Annotated in this window: 16 protein-coding genes and 1 riboswitch; of the genes, 14 read left to right on the top strand and 2 right to left on the bottom strand. The window is 39.7% G+C overall.

Annotation, left to right across the window (positions count from 1 at the left end; genetic code table 11):
* Positions 1–3 precede the first annotated feature (3 nt).
* From nikC to M3183_RS15230, 13 genes are all read left to right on the top strand, one after another.
* Positions 4–903 (top strand): nickel transporter permease, encoded by a 900-nt coding sequence (gene nikC, locus M3183_RS15290; RefSeq protein ID WP_251470999.1) that lies wholly within the window; start codon positions 4–6, stop codon positions 901–903.
* 359 nt (positions 904–1,262) lie between these two features.
* Entirely contained in the window at positions 1,263–1,736 is a 474-nt protein-coding gene (locus M3183_RS15285) for a shikimate kinase (protein ID WP_251471075.1), read from the top strand.
* A gap of 380 nt (positions 1,737–2,116) precedes the next feature.
* A complete protein-coding gene (gene argC, locus M3183_RS15280; RefSeq protein WP_251470998.1) occupies positions 2,117–3,154 on the top strand; it encodes an N-acetyl-gamma-glutamyl-phosphate reductase in 1,038 nt (345 codons plus the stop codon).
* Between the two features lie 50 nt (positions 3,155–3,204).
* Positions 3,205–4,434, top strand: coding sequence for a bifunctional ornithine acetyltransferase/N-acetylglutamate synthase (gene argJ, locus M3183_RS15275; protein ID WP_251470997.1), 1,230 nt, complete (start codon positions 3,205–3,207; stop codon positions 4,432–4,434).
* 13 nt (positions 4,435–4,447) lie between these two features.
* Positions 4,448–5,245, top strand: a complete 798-nt coding sequence (argB, locus tag M3183_RS15270; RefSeq protein ID WP_251470996.1) for an acetylglutamate kinase — start codon at positions 4,448–4,450, stop codon at positions 5,243–5,245.
* Positions 5,245–6,444, top strand: a complete 1,200-nt coding sequence (locus M3183_RS15265; RefSeq protein WP_251470995.1) for an aspartate aminotransferase family protein — start codon at positions 5,245–5,247, stop codon at positions 6,442–6,444. The genes argB and M3183_RS15265 overlap by 1 nt, the downstream gene beginning before the upstream one ends.
* 6 nt (positions 6,445–6,450) lie before the next feature.
* Positions 6,451–7,524 carry a carbamoyl phosphate synthase small subunit gene (locus tag M3183_RS15260; protein WP_251470994.1) on the top strand — a complete coding sequence of 358 codons (1,074 nt, stop codon included), beginning with the start codon at positions 6,451–6,453 and terminating at the stop codon, positions 7,522–7,524.
* Positions 7,511–10,735 (top strand): carbamoyl-phosphate synthase (glutamine-hydrolyzing) large subunit, encoded by a 3,225-nt coding sequence (gene carB / locus M3183_RS15255; RefSeq protein WP_251470993.1) that lies wholly within the window; start codon positions 7,511–7,513, stop codon positions 10,733–10,735. The genes M3183_RS15260 and carB overlap by 14 nt, the downstream gene beginning before the upstream one ends.
* The gene (gene argF, locus M3183_RS15250; protein WP_251470992.1) at positions 10,728–11,681 is read left to right on the top strand and encodes an ornithine carbamoyltransferase; all 954 of its coding nucleotides are present in this window, start codon (positions 10,728–10,730) and stop codon (positions 11,679–11,681) included. Before carB ends, argF begins: the two co-directional genes overlap by 8 nt.
* Positions 11,682–11,764: 83 nt before the next feature.
* Positions 11,765–12,979, top strand: coding sequence for an argininosuccinate synthase (locus M3183_RS15245; protein WP_251470990.1), 1,215 nt, complete (start codon positions 11,765–11,767; stop codon positions 12,977–12,979).
* Positions 12,980–13,247: 268 nt separating this feature from the next.
* Positions 13,248–14,624, top strand: coding sequence for an argininosuccinate lyase (gene argH, locus M3183_RS15240; protein ID WP_251470989.1), 1,377 nt, complete (start codon positions 13,248–13,250; stop codon positions 14,622–14,624).
* Between the two features lie 310 nt (positions 14,625–14,934).
* A riboswitch (SAM riboswitch) is annotated at positions 14,935–15,046 on the top strand.
* A 62-nt stretch (positions 15,047–15,108) separates the two neighbouring features.
* Complete coding sequence (locus tag M3183_RS15235; protein WP_251470988.1) at positions 15,109–16,347, top strand: homoserine dehydrogenase; 1,239 nt, start codon at positions 15,109–15,111, stop codon at positions 16,345–16,347.
* 686 nt (positions 16,348–17,033) lie between these two features.
* On the top strand, positions 17,034–17,525 hold the full coding sequence (locus M3183_RS15230; RefSeq protein ID WP_251470986.1) for a DoxX family protein: 492 nt from the start codon (positions 17,034–17,036) through the stop codon (positions 17,523–17,525).
* A 237-nt stretch (positions 17,526–17,762) separates the two neighbouring features.
* On the opposite strand, the gene M3183_RS15225 is transcribed toward M3183_RS15230, so the two are convergent.
* Positions 17,763–17,945 (bottom strand): YfhD family protein, encoded by a 183-nt coding sequence (locus M3183_RS15225; RefSeq protein WP_251470984.1) that lies wholly within the window; start codon positions 17,943–17,945, stop codon positions 17,763–17,765.
* A 103-nt stretch (positions 17,946–18,048) separates the two neighbouring features.
* On the bottom strand, positions 18,049–18,183 hold the full coding sequence (locus M3183_RS15220) for a YfhE family protein (RefSeq protein ID WP_251471074.1): 135 nt from the start codon (positions 18,181–18,183) through the stop codon (positions 18,049–18,051).
* 326 nt (positions 18,184–18,509) lie between these two features.
* On the opposite strand from M3183_RS15220, the gene recX reads away from it, so the two are divergent.
* Positions 18,510–19,316, top strand: coding sequence for a recombination regulator RecX (gene recX / locus M3183_RS15215; protein ID WP_251470981.1), 807 nt, complete (start codon positions 18,510–18,512; stop codon positions 19,314–19,316).
* The last annotated feature ends 60 nt before the right edge of the window (positions 19,317–19,376 follow it).

Below are 19,376 nucleotides of genomic sequence, written 5' to 3'. Positions count from 1 at the left end.
CCCGTGGCAGAACTTGCAAAAAATACAACGGAAATTCAAACGATTGCTGCTGAAGAAAAGTTTGTACCACCATGGAAGGAAGCATGGCGGTCCTTTTATAAAAATCGCTTAGCTGTCATTGGTCTGGCAATTGTCCTGTTTTTTATCATTATTGCTGCCATTGCCCCATGGGTGGCACCGTATGGCTTTAAAGAACAGGTCATGTCTGAAAGGATGCAGGCCCCATCAAGTAAACATTGGTTTGGCACGGACGACTTTGGGCGTGACATTTTTTCAAGGGTATTATATGGAGCAAGAATTTCTTTATGGGTTGGATTTTTCTCAGTACTAGGTTCCGTTGCGGCTGGGACATTCCTTGGTATTATTGCCGGGTACTACGGGCGCTGGGTAGATACAATCATTTCACGGATTTTCGATATCATGCTGGCATTTCCAAGTATTCTATTAGCCATTGCGGTGGTCGCTATTCTTGGTCCATCACTGCAAAATGCTTTGATTGCGATTGCAGTCATCAATATACCCAACTTTGGAAGACTCGTTCGTTCAAAAGTATTGAGTGTCAAGCAAGAAGAATACATTATGTCAGCCAGGGCTATTGGAATGAAGGATTCCCGGATCCTGTTTAGGCATATATTACCAAACAGTATTTCTCCGGTAATAGTTCAGGCAACCTTAGCAATTGCTACGGCCATTATTGAAGCGGCTGCTCTCGGATTCCTTGGAATGGGCGCACAGCCGCCGACACCGGAATGGGGAAAAATGCTCGCTGATTCAAAGAATTATATTACCAATGCCCCTTGGACACTATTTTTCCCTGGGATGGCAATCATGTTGACAGTACTTGGTTTTAATTTAATGGGAGACGGGCTGCGGGATGTGCTGGACCCGAAGATGAAGAATTAGATGGAAAGACCTCAATTGGGGTCTTTTTTGTATTTGTTTCTTTGAAGAAATGCATTTTTCCTAAAAATTGTTCATGAGCACTTGTGAAGTGGATTGGAAGGAAAAATTGTCCTCATAAAGTGTTCACGAAAACTCGTGAAGGGAGAGAGTATCCCGATAAAACGTTCATGAGAACTTGAACAAGTGCAAGAAGGGGAAATGAATCTTAAGAATATTTATGTAGGAGAAAGTTGTTCTTGTAAAAAAATATTTTTGTCATACATATTCAGAAGATTTATAATAGGCTCAAGATTGTTCGTTTGGTTGTGGAGGGAATGTAAGTGACAAAAGATGAAAAAAGCATCATATTAATCGGCTTCATGGGAGTCGGGAAGACAACAGTCTCCAAGCTGCTCGCCCAAAAATTGAATCGTCCGTTCATTGATATAGATGAAGAAATCGAAAAAGAATTCAATATGCCGGTACCGGAGATTTTTCAAAAGTTCGGTGAAAAAATATTTAGAGACAGGGAAAGAGAATTAATTATCAGCCTGGCTGAATCTAAGCAAAAAATCATATCGGTCGGTGGAGGGGCATTTCTTCAAGAAGATATTAAAAAAGTTTGCTTATCCACGTGCACGGTCATTTATTTAAATATCTCTTTTGAAAACTGGAAGGACAGGATCAGCCTGATCATTGACAACCGTCCGGTTCTTCATGGAAAAACAATAGTAGAAATGGAAGAACTGTTTTATAACCGGCAGGCAATTTACAAGGATCATCATTTGAATATTTCAGTAGATAACAAGAATCCGGAAGACATCGTAAATGAAATTTTATTTAGGCTGGAATAGAATACATGAAACCAATAGTTAAAGTCAGGGAAGTTGTTACCGGCGAGAGTACCCGGTTAGCAGGCAGTACATTGGTTCAGCCATGATAGTCATTTCAGCATCTGTCCAGGACCCGCCCAGTATCTGAACTAAGAAGAACATTAAATCTTTTATTATCATCATTCAAATGAGCCAATCTAACACTGGTAGGAACAGCTGTTGGATTGGCTCCTTTTTATTTTTTAACATGAATAAGGGACAACAAAATTATGTAATCGCTTACAAATTTAAATTGAATAAATATTGATGAATACTGAAAAATTAATATTTTTTGTATTGAATAATTATATATTTAACTGTATAATAATTCATTATTAAAGCAATGTTTGGGAGTGAAAAAATTGAGAGCTGCAATAATCGGTGGAACAGGATATGGGTCAATCGAATTGATTAGACTGATACATCAGCACCCATATTTAGAGGTTGGTACGGTTGTATCCAACTCACAGGCGGGAAACAATTTCAGTGACAGCTATCCTCATTTGTCAGAAGTCATAGAACAGCCATTAGAAAAATTTGATGCGGAAAGTATCGCAAAAAATAATGAAGTTGTATTCTTGGCAACTCCATCGGGGGTAAGCAGCAATCTGGTTCCCCAATTAATGGAAACGGGGATTAAATGTATTGACTTATCCGGGGATTTCCGGTTAAGGTCCGCAGAACAATATGAAACATGGTATAAGAAAAGGCCGGCAAGCCATGAATATATAAAACAAGCAGTCTATGGATTAAGTGAGATTTACCCGGAAAAAGTTAAAACAGCATCCTTGCTATCCAATCCAGGCTGCTATCCAACAGCCGCAACCCTTGGGCTGTTACCTATCTTAAAAACGAACTTAGCAGATAAGGAATCTATCATTATAGATGCTAAGTCAGGTGTTACCGGAGCAGGAAGGGGTCTTTCATTAACCTCTCACTATGCAGAAATCAATGAAAACATAAAAGCTTATAAACTAGGTGCACATCAGCACATACCGGAAATTGAGCAAGTACTTTCAGATGAAAGCGGCAGCCCAATCACCGTGACCTTTATGACCCATCTGGCACCAATGAACAGAGGGATTATGTGTACGATGTATCTAAAATTAAACCAAAAAATACCTACAAAAGAAGTTGTAGAATTATACAACGAATTTTATAAAAATAAACCATTTGTCAGAATCAGACCAGTTGGAGTTGTTCCTTCAACGAAAGAAGTGCAGGGAAGCAATTATTGTGATATCGGACTTCACGCGGACGAGAGGACAAACCGGCTGACGGTAGTTTCCGTGATTGACAATTTGGTTAAAGGTGCTGCCGGGCAGGCCATTCAAAATGCGAATTTAATGTTTGGCTGGGACGAACAAAGCGGTCTTAATCAATTACCAATCTATCCATAAAACAATTAAAAATGAACGGACAAAAAGGGAGATTAAAGGGGGAACCAACATTGGCACAGGCAACAACAAGCAAAGAGATTGTTATTTTAGAAGAAGAAAGCGTCACATTACCGAAAGGATTTAAAGCAGGCGGCTTACATTGCGGTTTAAAAAGAAAACGCCTTGACCTGGGCTATATTGTTTCTGAGGTTCCAGCAGCTGCTGCGGGAGTATACACAACAAACGCATTTCAAGCAGCACCGCTTGTAGTCACTCAAGAAAGTATGGCAAAAGAAAATAAAATTCAGGCGCTGATTGTGAATTCAGCAAACGCCAATGCTTGTACAGGTGAACAGGGAATAAAGGACGCCTATGAAATGCAAAGTCAATTCGCTTCTGAACTTGGCATTCAAAATCATTTGGTCGCAGTTACCTCTACCGGGGTTATTGGCGAAGTGCTGCCAATGGAAAAAATTACAACGGGAATCAAACAAATTTTAAATAAAGAGCATGAAGATGTGAAAAACTTCCTTCAAGCAATCTTGACAACCGATTTAGTGGTGAAACATATCGGAGTTCAAATGACGATTGACGGGAAAACCGTCAGCATCGGAGGAGCATCTAAAGGTTCTGGGATGATTCATCCAAATATGGCAACAATGCTGGGATTTGTTACATCAGATGCAAATATCGCTCACGAAGATCTATCAAATGCCCTGAAGGAAATTACAAATCAAACATTCAATATGATCACAGTGGATGGTGATACAAGTACGAATGACATGGTTGTAGTAATGGCAAACGGTATGGCCGGTAATGACCAGTTAACAAAAGATCATCCAGATTGGGAAGTTTTTAAAGCAGGTTTGAAGATTGTATGTGAATCTCTTGCGAAAAAGATTGCCCGAGACGGTGAAGGGGCAACTAAATTAGTAGAAGTAAAAGTAGATGGTGCTTTCAGTCAAAATGCAGCAAGAGCCATCGGAAAATCAATCATTTCCTCTAATCTAGTGAAAACGGCTATTTATGGAACGGATGCCAACTGGGGACGAATTGTAACAGCCATCGGCTACAGCGGCGTACCGATTGAACCAATGGCGATAAAGGTATCATTAGGCACTATTCCGGTATTTGAAAATGGATTGCCAGCCCCATTCAATGAGGATGAAGCAAAAAAATATCTGGAACAAGATACGGTTCAAATTTTTGTGGATTTAAATCAAGGTGAATTTAGTGCCACTGCCTGGGGATGCGATTTAACCTATGATTATGTAAAAATAAACGCATCCTACCGCACATGAGGGAGGCACATCAATGAAATATCTAGTCATTAAATGCGGCGGGAGCGTATTGGAGAACCTTCCAAGATCATTTTATGAAGATGTCATTTCCCTTCATGAAACAGGAGAATGGACACCGATTATTGTCCATGGCGGAGGACCATTAATCAACCAATTATTAAAAAATTTACATGTGGAAACAACCTTTGTGGACGGTTTAAGGGTGACGAATCAAGAGGTATTGGATATCGTCGAAATGGTATTAAGCGGGACGGTGAACAAGCAGGTGGTGAGAAACATCATTGAAGCCGGTGGAAATGCCGTTGGAATTAGTGGTGTTGATGGCGGCTTGCTGCAATCCATTCCTACAAAAAATGCAAAAGAGCTTGGATTTGTCGGAGAAGTTGTAGAGGTTAACGTCAAGGTAATTGAAGGAATCATACAGCAGGGATACATACCGGTTATTTCACCGATTGGAATTGATGCAAGCGGACAGCGGTACAACATTAATGGTGATATTGCCGCTTCGGCCACAGCCAAGGCGCTGGGCGCAAATCTTTGTTTCATTAGTGATATACCAGGAATTTTGGTTGAAAAAGATGGAGTAAAAACAACAATAGATAAAGCTTCAAAAGCAATGATTGAAAAGTTGATTGAAAATCACACGATATACGGCGGAATGATTCCAAAAGTTAGGGCAGCGATTGACGGACTTGTCCATAATATCAGTGAAGTGGCTATTATCAATGGCTTTGAAAAAAATAGTCTGCTAGATTATACAAACGGAAAAACAATTGGAACGAAAATTGTTTTAGAAGAGGTGATTGCGTGATGGTGAATAATACTACAGTTTCTCAAATTTCTTCAATAATGGCTACGTACAGCAGATTTCCTGTCACGCCTGTAAAGGGAAAAGGAAGCTATATTTGGGATGATCAAGGAAATCAATTTTTAGATTTTACTTCAGGGATTGCAACCTGCAACCTTGGTCATGTGCCAGACGTTGTAAAAGAAAAATTGGCAGAGCAGCTCGAGAATCTTTGGCACTGCACAAACCTTTATCATATACCAAACCAAGAAAAATTGGCAGGCCTTTTGGCAGCCAACAGCTGCGGCGATAAAGTCTTCTTTTGTAACTCAGGTGCAGAGGCGAACGAAGCAGCGATTAAATTGGCAAGAAGATATGCAAATAAAGTGAAGGGAAGCGAATCTTCAGAAGTCGTAACCTTTTCACAATCATTTCATGGAAGAACATTAGCCACTTTGACAGCAACTGCCCAGGAAAAGATTCAAAAAGGGTTTGCTCCATTAATGCCAGGGTTTAGTTATCTGCCATACAATGATTTTGAGGCTTTGGAAGTCTTAAAAACCAAAAATCCGGCAGCAGTTTTATTGGAACTTGTTCAAGGTGAAGGCGGGGTCATTCCTGCTGACAAAGAATGGGCAGGAAAGCTTGCTCAAGTTTGTAAAGAGAACGGGATCCTGTTAATGGTCGATGAAATTCAAACGGGAATGGGCAGAACAGGAACACTATTTGCTTATCAGCAATTCGGAATTGAACCAGATGTCATCAGTCTTGCAAAAGGACTTGGCTCAGGTTTCCCTATCGGCGCTATCATTGCGAAAGAAGAAGCAGCTAAAGGCTTTGAACCAGGAAGCCATGGCAGCACGTTTGGCGGAAATCCATTAGCAACGGCAGCCGGCATGGCAACGGTAACACATTTAGTTGAGAGCGATGTTTTAAAAAATGCAAACGAAATGGCAGTTTATTTAGATGAACAGTTCGAAAGCTTGAAAGATAAATTTACAGTAATCAAAGAATACCGCGGTAAAGGACTTTTAAAAGGGTTGGTTGTTGAAACAAACGCCTCAGACATTGTCCAAAAGGCGATTGCCCATAACCTGCTTATTTTAACGGCCGGTCCAAATGTGGTTCGTATTTTACCTCCGTTAACTGTTACGAAGGATGAAATTGATGAATTTGTAATCAAGCTGGAAAAAGCATTACAAGGTATAGAGAAAGGGGCGTGAGGATGAATGGAAAAGGGATATCTTACTTTGGAAACGGGAGAAGTTTTTGAAGGTGTTTTAATAGGAGCCGAAAAGGATTCTCTCGGAGAAGTAGTATTCAATACAAGTATGACGGGATACCAGGAAATCATCACGGACCCTTCTTATGCCGGGCAAATTATTACATTTTGTTATCCGATTATCGGGAATTATGGTGTGAATGCTTTAGATGATGAAAGCATTACACCTGCCCTTTCAGGGGTAATCATAAGTGACCTATGTGAAACACCAAGTCATTTTCAGTCCATTCAAAAATTTTCCGAAAAGCTTAAAGCTGCAGGAGTACCTGGGATTGCTGGTGTTGATACCCGATTACTGGTTAAAACCATTCGTGCCCGCGGGACAGTTAAAGGCTTCTTAGGCAAACAAAAAGGGACTGATTTTACAAAACAAACTGAAACCTTTTGGATTGAAAAAGTATCGACGAAGGAGCCGAAATATTATCCAAACAGCGGCCCGCACGTAGTTTTAGTGGATTTCGGATGTAAAAAATCGATTCTTACCGCATTGCTCGCTGAAAATTGTGCGGTAACAGTTGTTCCTTACCATACTACATTTGAAGAAGTGAAAGCCTTAAATCCTGATGGCGTTCTATTCAGCAATGGTCCTGGCGATCCAAAGGCACTTAAACAATGGTTCCCGGAGATTAAGAAAATCAGCCAATACTTCCCGACATTGGGAATTTGCCTGGGACATCAGTTAATTGCCCTGGCCTATGGTGCAGAAACAGAAAAACTGGCATACGGGCACCGCGGCGGAAATCATCCAGTGAAAGAATTAATGACAGGCAAGGTGAAAATTACCGCCCAAAATCACAGTTATGTGGTTAAGGACGAAAGCATTGATAACAAAGTATTTGATGTAACCTACCGAAATGTAAATGACCGCTCCATTGAGGGCTTAAAACATAAACATTATCCTGTTCAAACCGTGCAGTTCCATCCGGAAGCACATCCAGGACCAAGTGATACAGAATATATTTTAAAAGGATTCGTTAACCAGATTGCTTCTTTGGGAGAGACACAATATGCCGTTAAATAAAAGCTTAAAAAAAGTACTAGTGATTGGATCAGGGCCGATTGTAATCGGGCAGGCAGCAGAATTTGACTATGCCGGCACACAGGCATGTATCGCACTGAAAGAAGAAGGTCTTGAAGTTGTTCTTGTGAATAATAATCCGGCAACCATCATGACAGATGAAGCTGTTGCCGATAAGGTTTATATTGAACCGCTAAATGTGAAAACCATTGAAAAAATTATTCAAAAAGAAAAGCCGGATGGTGTAATTGGAACGCTCGGCGGACAGACAGGTTTGAATTTAACAGTTGAACTTTTTGAAAAAAAGATTCTGGAAAAATATAATGTCGAACTTCTAGGAACTTCAGTAGAGTCGATTAAGAACGGAGAAGACCGTGAACGATTCCGTAATTTAATGCTCACAATCGGTGAGCCGATTCCGGAATCATCAATCATTCAAAGCTATGAGGAAGGCGTTCAATTTGTAAAAGAAATAGGCTTCCCAGTCATTATTCGCCCAGCATTTACGCTTGGCGGAGAGGGAGGCGGCTTTGCTTATAATGATGAAGAACTGGAAATGGTTTTGAAAAAGGGACTCGCGGCCAGCCCAATCCATCAGGTACTGGTGGAGAAAAGCATCAAAGGCTGGAAGGAAATCGAATATGAGGTCATGAGGGATGCAAATGATACATGCATCATTGTTTGCAATATGGAAAACATGGATCCAGTCGGTGTCCATACAGGAGACTCCATCGTCACAGCTCCATCGCAAACATTAACAGATGTGCAGTATCAAATGCTCCGTGACGTTTCTATAAAAGTTATTAAAGAACTTAAAATTATTGGCGGCTGTAACATCCAGTTTGCTTTGCATCCTGAATCAAATGAATATTACATTATCGAGGTAAATCCAAGGGTCAGCCGTTCATCAGCACTTGCTTCGAAAGCAACCGGTTATCCGATTGCCAGGATGGCTGCTAAATGTGCTGTTGGTTACCATTTAGACGAAATTGTGAACCCGATTACAGGCAATACTTTTGCATCGTTTGAACCTGCGATTGACTATATTGTCGTAAAACTTCCTCGCTTTCCATTTGACAAGTTCCCTGAAGCAGACAGAACGCTTGGAACGCAGATGAAAGCAACCGGTGAGGTCATGGCGATTGACAGGACATTTGAAGGTGCCCTGAATAAGGCCATCCGTTCAATGGAAATGAATGTTTACGGCCTTTGCCGCACAGCCAACCAAGCATTAACAGAAGATGCCCTTTTTGAATTGCTTGAAAAAGCGAATGATCAAAGGCTTTTTGTCATTGCGGAAGCTTTTAGAAGAGGAATCTCACTTGAAAAAGTGCATCAGTTAACCGAGATTGATTTCTGGTTTTTACACAAAATCAACTCTATTGTTTCATTGGAAACGGAATTGGCTTCTTATGAGTGGGGCAATGTTCCTAACAACTTATTGGTTCAGGCAAAAAAGACAAATATTGCTGATAAATTGTTATCCCAAATGTTTGCTGTTCCTGAAAAAGTGATCAGAAATAAGTGGAAAGAACTTAACATAAAACCAGGTTATAAAATGGTTGATACTTGCTCTGCAGAGTTCGATGCTGTAACACCATATTACTATTCTACCTATCACGGATTTGATGAAGCAGAAACAACCGATACGAAAAAGATTCTGGTTATTGGTTCAGGCCCGATCCGAATCGGCCAAGGCATTGAATTCGATTACTGTTCTGTTCATGCAGCTAAAGCGATTAAGAAAAAAGGGTATCAGGCTGTAGTGATTAATAACAACCCTGAGACGGTAAGTACCGATTATTCTGTAGCAGACCGCTTGTACTTTGAACCGCTGGCTGCTGAAGATGTCCTTCATGTAATCGAAAAAGAGCAGGTTGAAGGTGTTCTGATTCAGTTTGGCGGCCAAACTGCTATCAATCTTGCACGTGATCTTGAGGAAGAGGGAGTCAAGATATTAGGAACAACAGTTGATAATGTGGACCGGCTTGAAGATCGGAAGGAATTTTACCAGCTTCTTGAAGACTTGGAAATTCCTCATATTAAAGGAAAGACAGCGGGGCATGCGGAAGAATTAGTTACTGCAGCGACTGAGCTGGGATATCCAGTTCTTGTGAGACCATCCTATGTAATCGGCGGCCAGGCAATGTTTACAATTTTTTCAGAAGCAGAACTTGCAGACTATATAAAACAACTTGAAACAAATACAAATGAAAAAATGTGGCCGTTACTAGTAGATAAGTATTTACCTGGACTTGAAACCGAGATTGATGTGATCAGTGATGGGGAAAGCATTGTGGTTCCGGGGATTTTCGAACATATCGAAAAAGCCGGGGTTCACTCTGGCGATAGTATTGCCGTATTCCCTCCGATTACAATGTCTCAGGAAATCAAGGATACATTAATAGATTATGCAGGCAGAATTGCCAAAGCAGCACCGGTAATCGGGATGATGAATATTCAATTTGTTATTTACGAAAATAAGGTATTTGTTTTAGAAGTTAATCCGCGTTCCTCCCGGACTGTGCCAATCATCAGTAAAGTAACCGGAATCTCAATGATTGAATTGGCCATCGCTGTGCAGTTAGGTGAATCACTGACTAATCTATGTGAAAAAACAGGACTGCAGCCGGAACCAGCTTATTATTCTGTCAAAGCACCAGTGTTCTCTTCTGGTAAATTAAAAGGAGTTGACCATGTTCTCGGCCCTGAAATGAAGTCTACCGGCGAGGTCCTTGGTATGGGAGTAACGTTCCTTGAAGCACTTGATAAAGCAATGCCTGGTTTAGATGGAAGCCCTGAGGCAGACTATCTGCTATGCTCGATTTCAGACAGAGAAAAAACCTATAGTCTCCCAATTATCAAAGAGCTGGCGAAAGATTATAAGATTGCAGCAACCGATGGAACTGCTGCATTTTTTGAAAATAATGGGATTGACGTTAAAAAAGTTTTAAGCAATGAAAAGGATGTTAATGATCTGTTCCGAAATCAAGTTATAAAAGCAGTAATTAATATACCAAATCAAGGCCGTAATAAAATAAAATTTGGATTCCATATCCGTGAGCAGGCGATTCGCTATAAGGTACCGGTATTTACCCATTTTGATACGGTTCAAGCGATGATTGAAACAAAAAAAGGTTCTTTACCAGATATAAATGTTCGGACAGTAAGCGAATATTACAAAACAGAAGAAAGAGGTGCACTTCATGTCTGAAGCTACTAAATTACAATTAAAACAAAAGGACTTTCTACAGCTTGATGATTTTTCAAGTGAAGAAATTAAATATATGCTTGAAACTGCGCTGGAAATGAAAACACAGCAAAAACAGGGGATTCCACATCCCCATTTGAGCGGGAAGGTGCTGGGGATGATTTTTGAAAAATCATCTACCCGCACCAGAGTTTCGTTTGAAGTAGGCATGCTGCAGCTTGGCGGTCATGCCCTTTTCCTAAGTTCAAGAGATATCCAGATTGGAAGAGGAGAAAGTCTTTCAGATACAGCAAAGGTACTTTCCCGTTATGTGGACGGAATTATGATTCGTACGTTCAGCCATGATTCAGTAGAAGAATTAGCAAAGCATGCAACAGTTCCAGTAATAAATGGACTGACAGACCTGCAGCATCCGACACAAGTTATGGCCGATCTATTGACCATTATTGAACATAAAGGCAAGCTTGCTGGATTAAAAATGTGCTATATCGGGGATGGAAATAATAATATGGCTCATTCATTAATGGAAGGTGCTGTCAAGGCAGGCATGGATATCAGTATTGCCAGCCCTGCAGGATATTTACCAAACGGCAAAATTACAGAAAGAGCAATTGAAGCTGGAAAACAAACAGGTGCCTCAGTCATGATCACGAATGATTCTGTGAAAGCAATCAAAGATGCTGATGTAGTCGTAACGGATGTATGGACCAGCATGGGACAAGAAGAAGAATCGGCAAAGCGTCTTAATGATTTTGCAGGGTATCAGGTAAATGAAGAACTTTGTGCACATGCAAAAGAAGACTATATCTTCTTACATTGTCTGCCGGCACATCGTGGTGAAGAAGTAACAGCAGAGGTGATTGATGGTCCTCATTCCGTTGTATTTGATGAAGCAGAAAACCGCCTGCACGCTCAAAAAGCAATTTTAAAATTATTACTTGCAAAATAGTCTTTCTTTTTTTGAAAAATAATGTATAATAATACTATCAGATGAATTTTAATACAAAGATAGAAAGTAAGGAGCGTTTAAAAATGGCAAAAGAGAAAATTGTATTAGCCTATTCAGGCGGTTTAGATACATCGGTTTCGGTAAAATGGATTCAAGAAAAGTACGGTTATGATGTCATCGCTTTAGGATTGGATGTTGGTGAAGGCAAGGATCTTGAAGCCATTAAAACAAAAGCATTAAATGTTGGGGCAATTAAGGCTTATATCGTGGATGCAAAAGAAATGCTGGCAAAAGATTATATTTTACCAGCTTTAAAGGCTAATTGTTTATATGAAGGAAAATATCCGCTATCTTCAGCTATTTCACGTCCGCTTATTTCAAAATTACTCGTTGATGTAGCGGAAAAGGAAGGTGCAGTAGCAGTAGCACACGGCTGTACTGGAAAAGGAAATGACCAAGTGCGTTTTGAGGTTTCAATCCAAGCGTTAAACCCAGAATTAAAAGTAATTGCTCCTGTTCGTGAATGGGGCATGACACGTGACGAAGAAATTGCTTATGCAGAAAAAAATGGAATTCCGATTCCAATTAATTTAGATAATCCATTTTCTATTGATGCCAACATCTGGGGACGTGCATGTGAAGCAGGCGTTCTTGAAAATCCGTGGGCAGAAGCACCAGAAGCAGCATATGATTGGACCACTCCAATCGAAATGACTCCTGACGAAGCAGAATATATTGAAATTGACTTCGAACAAGGTGTGCCAGTTGCCCTTAACGGTGAAAAGATGCCGCTTGTTCAATTAATTGAGTCATTAAATCTATTAGGCGGTAAACATGGAGTCGGCCGTATCGACCACATCGAAAATAGATTAGTAGGGATTAAATCCCGTGAAGTCTATGAAAACCCAGCTGCCTTAATTTTAATCAATGCTCATAAAGAATTAGAGTTCTTAACATTACCACGTGAAGTAACTCAATTCAAAACACAAGTTGATCAGCAAATGGCCAAAATCGTCTACGAAGGACTTTGGTATTCACCATTAAAAGCAGCACTTGATGCATTTGTTGATGAAACACAAAAAGTAGTTTCGGGCACCATTCGTGTGAAACTTTTCAAAGGCAGTCATACAGTTGTCGGACGTAAATCTGTTCACAGCCTTTACAACGAAGAGCTTGCTACTTATACAAAAGGCGATGCCTTCGATCATAATGCAGCAGTTGGTTTCATTAAACTTTGGGGTCTGCCAACAAAAGTTTATTCAGAAGTAAACAAAAAAAAAGAAGTAGTCACTAAATAATTAGGGATGCCCCCGGAGTTCATTCGGGGGCAATCTACTTAAACGGGATTTTGAAAAACTGCAGATATATTTGGAGAAATGGCAGATAAATCTTGAAAGGCTGCAGATATATTGCTTAAAATGGCAGATATATTTTCAACTCGCAGATAAATTCTTTCAAGTTGCAGATATATCAGGTCTATTCGCAGATAAATTATCCAAACGCGCAGATACATTTCAAAAAACACCAATATGTTAAGGAATTTCACATAATTTAGGGGGAGCAGCAATGTCAAAGCTATGGGGCGGACGTTTTACGAAAGAAACGAATAAACTTGTTGAAGAATTTACTGCATCGATTTCGTTTGACCAAAAACTAGCGAAAGAAGATATCGCCGGAAGCTTAGCACATGTTCAAATGCTTGGCGAATGCGGTATTATTCCAAAAGAAGATGCTCAAACAATCAAACAGGGTCTGCTTAAAATTAAGGAAAAAGTGGCTCGTAATGAGGTTGAATTTTTAGTAGAAGATGAAGACATTCATATGAATATTGAAAAACTCCTGCTGGAAGAAATCGGGCCAGTCGGCGGTAAATTACATACAGGCCGAAGCCGGAACGACCAGGTTGCAACTGATATGCATCTATATTTACGGACGAAAACAACGGAATTAATTAAATTAGTTGAAGATGTTCAAGCATCCATCATCAAACAAGCAAAAGAGAATATTGAAACACTGATTCCAGGATATACCCACTTGCAGCGGGCACAGCCTGTTTCTTTTGCCCATCATTTAATGGCCTATTTCTGGATGTTCGAACGTGACAAAGAAAGATTGTTGGATTCCCTAAAACGAATCAACTGGCTTCCGCTAGGTTCTGGCGCATTAGCTGGGACAACCTTCCCAATAAAGAGGGAAACAGTTGCGCAAAATTTAGGATTTGAAACCATCTATCCAAACAGTATGGATGCGGTCAGTGACCGTGACTTTATCCTTGAGTTTCTCTCAATTGGTTCAATCATCATGACACATATTTCGCGTTTGTCAGAAGAAATGGTCCTTTGGTCAAGCCAGGAGTTCCAATTTATTGAACTGGACGATTCTTTTTGCACAGGCTCAAGCATCATGCCGCAAAAGAAAAACCCAGATGTTCCAGAGCTTCTTCGCGGAAAAACCGGCCGTACGTATGGCAACCTAATCGGTCTTTTAACTGTATTAAAAGGTCTGCCGCTTGCTTACAATAAAGACCTGCAGGAAGACAAAGAAGGTATGTTTGATACGGTGGAAACACTTGAAGGTTCACTCAAGTTATTAGCACCAATGATTGAAACAATGACCGTTAAAAAAGAGGTTATGCGTAAAGCAATCAACAATGACTTTTCAAATGCAACCGATATTGCTGATTATCTTGTAACAAAAGGACTGCCTTTCCGTGAAGCTCATGAGGTAATTGGAAAAATTGTTCTTTATTCCATCCAGTCCAACAAATATTTGCTTGATTTAAGTATGGAAGAATATAAAAGTTTCAGCGAATTATTTGAAAACGATATTTATGAGGTGCTGGCTCCTGAACATGTTGTCGCAGTTCGTTCAAGCTTCGGCGGAACTGCACCAGAGCAGGTGAAGCAGCAGATTAAATTGGCGGAGGAAAAACTGCAGCAATAATTTTGAGTAATGCCCGCGAATTGCGGGCTTTTTTTAGGTGAGAAATGTATTTTTAAACTGCTTTGACTTATGTTTACCTTCGGATAAGGAGCTGCTATAGCTGTCGTCATCTCTGGTTAAATATTTTACTAACCTCTATTATGCAGTTTTACCAAATAAGCCTCAAGAGCCGCTTAAAACGATTGAAAGAATACAGAAAAAGAGGTCATTAAATTATTACGGCTTTTATTCAAGAAACTATTGACAATACAAGTATATTCGGCTAATATTTAGTGTAATTATTGGAAAATTAATAAAGTTTATTATATAACTCTTATCGAGAGCGGCGGAGGGACTAGGCCCTGTGAAGCCCGGCAACCTTCAAGGTAATCCTTGAAAAGGTGCTAATTCCTGCAGATCTTTTTAGATCTGAAAGATAAGGGGAGGAATTTGCGGCCTCTTCTTATGGAAGAGGTTTTTATTTTGATGAAAGGGTCGATGTAGAATGTCTGTCATTAAAGTTGCCATTTTAGGTTTCGGAACAGTTGGAGAAGGGGTTTATCGAACGATACAATCCCATGCTGAAGAATTTATCGCAGTTCTTGGAAAAAAGGTTGAAGTAGCTGCGATCCTTATTAAAAACAAGCAGAAGGAAAGAGGCATTCATGACAACATTCTCCTGACATCAGATTTTGAAGAAATTCTTAAGCTGCCGCAGCTTGATGTTGTAATAGAAGCAATCACCGGCAAGGAAGCTCCATTCATTTATTTGAAAGAAGCAGTTACCAGAGGCTGCCATATTATAACAGCCAATAAAGAAATGTTTGCCTATCATGGAAAAGAATTGCTTGATCTGGCACGTGCAAAGAATGTTTCGGTTGGCTATGAGGCAACAGTTGCCGGAGGAATTCCAGTTATCCAAACACTAAGACAGCTTTTAAAAATCAACCGTGTATCCCAAATCCAAGGGATTTTAAATGGGACTTCAAACTTTATTCTTTCTGAAATGAGGGAAAAGAATCAGTCTTTTGCTGAAAGTCTGCATAAGGCACAGGAAAAAGGATATGCAGAAGCAGATCCGACAAATGATGTGGAAGGCTTTGATGCTTTTTATAAGGCCATGATTCTTAGCAGAATTGCCTTTGGGGAAGAACCAAACTGGGAGGCAGTCGAGCGTCAGGGAATTACTTCAATCACGCGTGAATTAATGGAGGCAGCCGAAAAAATAGGATTAAGATTTAAGCATGTTGCAAGCATCAGCCGCGATGGTGATCAGGTGAATGCCTCAGTAAAACCCGTTTTAGTGGACAGTGAGAATCCATTCTATCATGTGGAAGGCGTTGAAAATGCGGTTAATGTCCATTCGGATATTGTCGGACGGATTACGCTGCAAGGCCCGGGAGCAGGGATGTTTCCAACTGCCTCTGCTATGATTGAGGATTTAGTTTATGTTTGCCAAGGGAAGGCAGGCAGACGTAGAGCTAATCATTCTTCGGCTTGTATTGAATCGGATAAAAAGGAACAAAAGGAGCTTTGGCTGGTTCAAGAACTTGATGGAGAAGTAACCATTCCAGCAATTAAAATGATCGATGAAGTCTCAAAAGGAATCTATTTGGTCGAGTCAGCCAAGGAGGATATGTTACAGTTTGCCTCCCAACATCCGACTGTTTGTTATTTTTCAATTCTGGGTAAAGTAGATTTAACCGTTTTAAATAACGAAAAAGCAATAGTAACTGTTTTATAAAGTGGAATCATTTTATTTATGTGAACTAAAATGAAACTTGAACTTGTTCCTATAGGGCACGTTCATGAGAACAAGAAGCGGTGGAAAACCATCGGACTTGTCCTCATAGGGCATTCATGGGAACAGTAAACAGAAGAAATCCCGCGGACTTTTCCTCATAAAGAGTTCATGAGAACAGTAATCAAAAGAAATTCCCCGAGCTTATCCTTATGAAATGTTCAAGAAACTAAAAGGTAGAAAAACAAACAAAAACGGGTCTCGAAGTAAAAAGCATCCACATGTTCGGATGCTTTTTACTTTATCCAAAATATTATCCACATCTAAAGTCTTATATTATCGGGCGTTTTTCATACTTATGCACAGTATCCACAGTTATTTTGTCACTTATCCACAAATGGTTATGAACATCTAAATATGAAGGTAATCCGCGGTGTGATCAGACTTCTATGGTCTTACTAACAATATCCACATAATCCACAAAAAATAGCTGATATGATAGTTCACACTTTATTCAATTATCTAATAATTATTTGTGAAGAAACTGTGAAAGCCGTTGTTATTTGATATGCAGGGGAGTATATTAAGAGTGTAGAGAAGATGGTGAAATAATTCACAAACTTCTCTAACAGAAACAGCTAGCTGATGAATCTTATCAAAAAAATATGAATCATTTGGAGATGATTGTGATGAGATGGTACAAAACCCCTATCGCAGCAGTTGTTTGGACAGTTTTACGCATTTATTTAGGTGTTCAATGGGTTACAGCTGGTATTGAAAAATTAACAGGCGGTTTCGATGCCGGCGGCTTTCTAAAAGGAGCACTTGCTAATGCAGCTGGTGAACACCCTGCAGTGCAGGCATGGTATGCTGATTTCTTACAACAATTTGCCCTTCCTAACGTTCAAATTTTTAACGTACTAATTCCTTGGGGTGAACTTTTAGTCGGTATTGGATTAATCGTTGGTTTAGCAACCATTCCAGCATTAGTCGCCGGTGCATTTATGAACTTAAACTTTATGTTAGCAGGTACAACCAGCACTAACCCAATTCTTTATACAATTGCCATGATTTTATTATTCGCAGGCACAGGTGCTTATTATTTCGGACTTGACCGATTTGCAGTACCATATGTAAAAGCATTTTTCAAAAAAGATCAGGAAAAAACCGTTACACATTAACTTAGTGAATTCTCTCCCTAAACTTTGAAGCAGGGCTGCATACCCTGCTTCTTTTTTAATGAAAATTTATAAGTTTGGCTTAGTTTCAGACCTAGCCAGTTTTCGTTGCTCCCATGAGTATCATAGAAAGGAGACTGCTTTAACAGCTCAAGGTTAAATAACTCAGTGTTAAAAACCGAACTTTCAGGTCAGAACATTTGCTTGCCAGGGCTGACTGAGGCCCTTCCGTTTTATTCATTATTTCCGTTTTTTTGCACGCTGATTGGCAGCATTCGATCTTGCTTGTGCTTCAAGATCAGCTTGATCCGCCATTTCTTGAGAAAATTCTACATCAATACCATCAGATTTCATGTTCTGCGGCACTTGTGGAAGTGAAGCTTTGTTTTTATCACGTGATCTTTGTCCTCTTGAACGACCCATTACAAAAACCCCTTTCACTTGAAGAGAATGTGAACCGAAAATGGTTCTTTATTAGCATCTACAATTAAACGAGGTTCATGAATGGGAAAACTTTTCAGAGTGATTAAAGCTTCGTATTTCGATCTGTAAACCCGCCTGCGCGGTCAGCCATTTTAAATTCGCGCTGATATAGCACCTCTTGTGTACTGGTTAAAGAATATTTTCCTTTACCCAAATCCTTTTTCTTTTTTCCACCCATCATGCTCAATCCTTTCAACATTATTTGTTAATCGTATTTAAAAAGCAAAAATGGTACTTTATCCCGCCTTAACGGGGAGTATGACCCACCTATAGATTTTGAGTAAAAATGAAGCTAGATGGGAGACTCACTGCCCGTTAAGGCCCGATTGGTTCCACCACCATCAGTGGGGATGTCATACCCCCCCACTGATGGTAGTTTCACTTTATGTACTCAGAACCATTTTTGCCTTTATGAAAAAGAAAGATACGGATTTTGAAAAAAAATATATTTTTTCTCACAGGTTTAGTTAGCGGAATATGGTAAAGTAGTGTTGAGGTGAGCATATGGCTATCATTACGAAAATCACCACGCAGCAGAAAAATCAGGATCGGTATAACATTTTCATGGATTATGGCAAGGGAGAACAATTTGCCTTTAGTGTGGATAGTGATATATTAATCAAGTTTCAATTAAAAAAAGGGATGGAACTTGATGAATTTTCTATTGTAGAAATCGGGTATCAGGATGATATTCGCAAGGCATACAATTTAGCTGTCCAATTTCTTGCAAGAAGAATCCGCTCTGAAAAAGAGATCAGGGATTATCTAAACAAAAAAGAAGTTGAGCATCCTGTCATCCATGAAGTGATTCATAAATTAAAAGGGCAAAAATATATCAATGATGCGGAATTTGCCAAAGCGTTTGTGAGAACCATGGCTAATACCACAGACAAAGGTTCGGATGTCATTAGAATGGAACTGAAGGAAAAAGGCATTGCTGAAGAGATTCAAAATCAGGCATTAGCTGAATACCCAAAAGAACAGCAAATAGAAAAGGCAATAAAGATCGGGGAAAAGTTTTTCAAAAAGCCCTCAAAGGACTCGATAAAAATTCAAAGACAGAAGCTTGAACAGCAGCTGCTTAGAAAAGGATATTCCTTTGAAATGATTCAAATTGCCATACAGGAAACCATAAACGAAGAGGAAGAGGATGAATTAGAAGCTATTAGATACCAGGGAGAAAAAGCTCACCGCAAATTTGCCAAGTATACAGGATTTGAGTTTGAGCAAAAGATGAAACAAGCTTTGTATAGAAAAGGGTTCTCCATTAACCTGATTGAAAAATTCCTATCAGAAATAGAAAAATCATGACAAGGCGTCCTGATTTTTTAATTACCAGAATGGAATTTATATGTTTTCGACTTTGGAGAT

It is taken from the genome of Neobacillus mesonae (assembly GCF_023715155.1).
Classification (GTDB): Bacteria; Bacillota; Bacilli; order Bacillales; family Cytobacillaceae; genus Neobacillus; species Neobacillus mesonae_A.
The sequence above is the reverse complement of the archived record's forward strand: the minus strand, read 5'-3'. Positions and strand labels throughout refer to the sequence as shown.